Origin of the sequence: Arenibacter lacus (assembly GCF_008711145.1) — a bacterium.
Taxonomy (GTDB): domain Bacteria; phylum Bacteroidota; class Bacteroidia; order Flavobacteriales; family Flavobacteriaceae; genus Arenibacter; species Arenibacter amylolyticus.
Map to the genome: position 1 here is coordinate 1 of NZ_VVIN01000209.1, position 730 is coordinate 730.

1 pseudogene is annotated in these 730 nt (G+C 44.4%); it reads right to left on the reverse strand.

Annotated elements, in window-relative coordinates:
* Window positions 1–730, reverse strand: a pseudogene (locus tag F1E73_RS17725) (cell surface protein SprA); the annotation flags it as partial.

Genomic DNA, 730 nt, shown 5'->3' on the forward strand with positions numbered 1-730 from the left:
GGTTATACGGTTTTCTTTAAAGGTCTCAAAATTAGCAGAACCAAACTCGTCACTTTTATTGAATACCGTACCAATCATCAGGGTAGAAATACTAAAGCTCCCATAATTATTCCCCAAGAGGTTCACATATTCGAAGGCATTGTTTCCAAGGTCGGTCACTTTAAAACTTTCTTTATAGCTTTCCGAGAACTGCCTATCTGCCACTAGATCGATCGTTAAATCTCGCATAGGTTGTGCGGTAGCGGTAATATTCAACTGCCTATTGGTATTTTTCACATACTGCTGACTAAATTCCGGAAAGGTAGTTAACCATCCGTTCCTAGCCGCCTCAAAACGCACATCGGACTGATTCCCAAACACAAAACCTAAGCTAGGCTTTGCAGTCCCTATAAAACCGACCGACTGGGTATACCCTGGCAACACTTTCCCATTATTCTCGCTATAGGTAAGATTTATACGCTTTACCATAGTAAGCACATCCAAAAGGGCATCACTACCTCTTGCGGCGGATTTCTGGTCGTTACTTCCTGGGCCATTCCCAGCATTGGACAGGACACCCTGCTGCCTTGGGGGCGTTGCTCTATTTCTTCTTCCCAACCCAATAAAATCGTACAATTTCTGCATGCTTAGAGAGGTAGTTAGGTTATGGGTATTGGCATTTTGCACGGTATTTACATCCCCCCCTGCCACTTCGCGTATAGCATCGCCTCCTCGTTGCCAGTCAAAATTG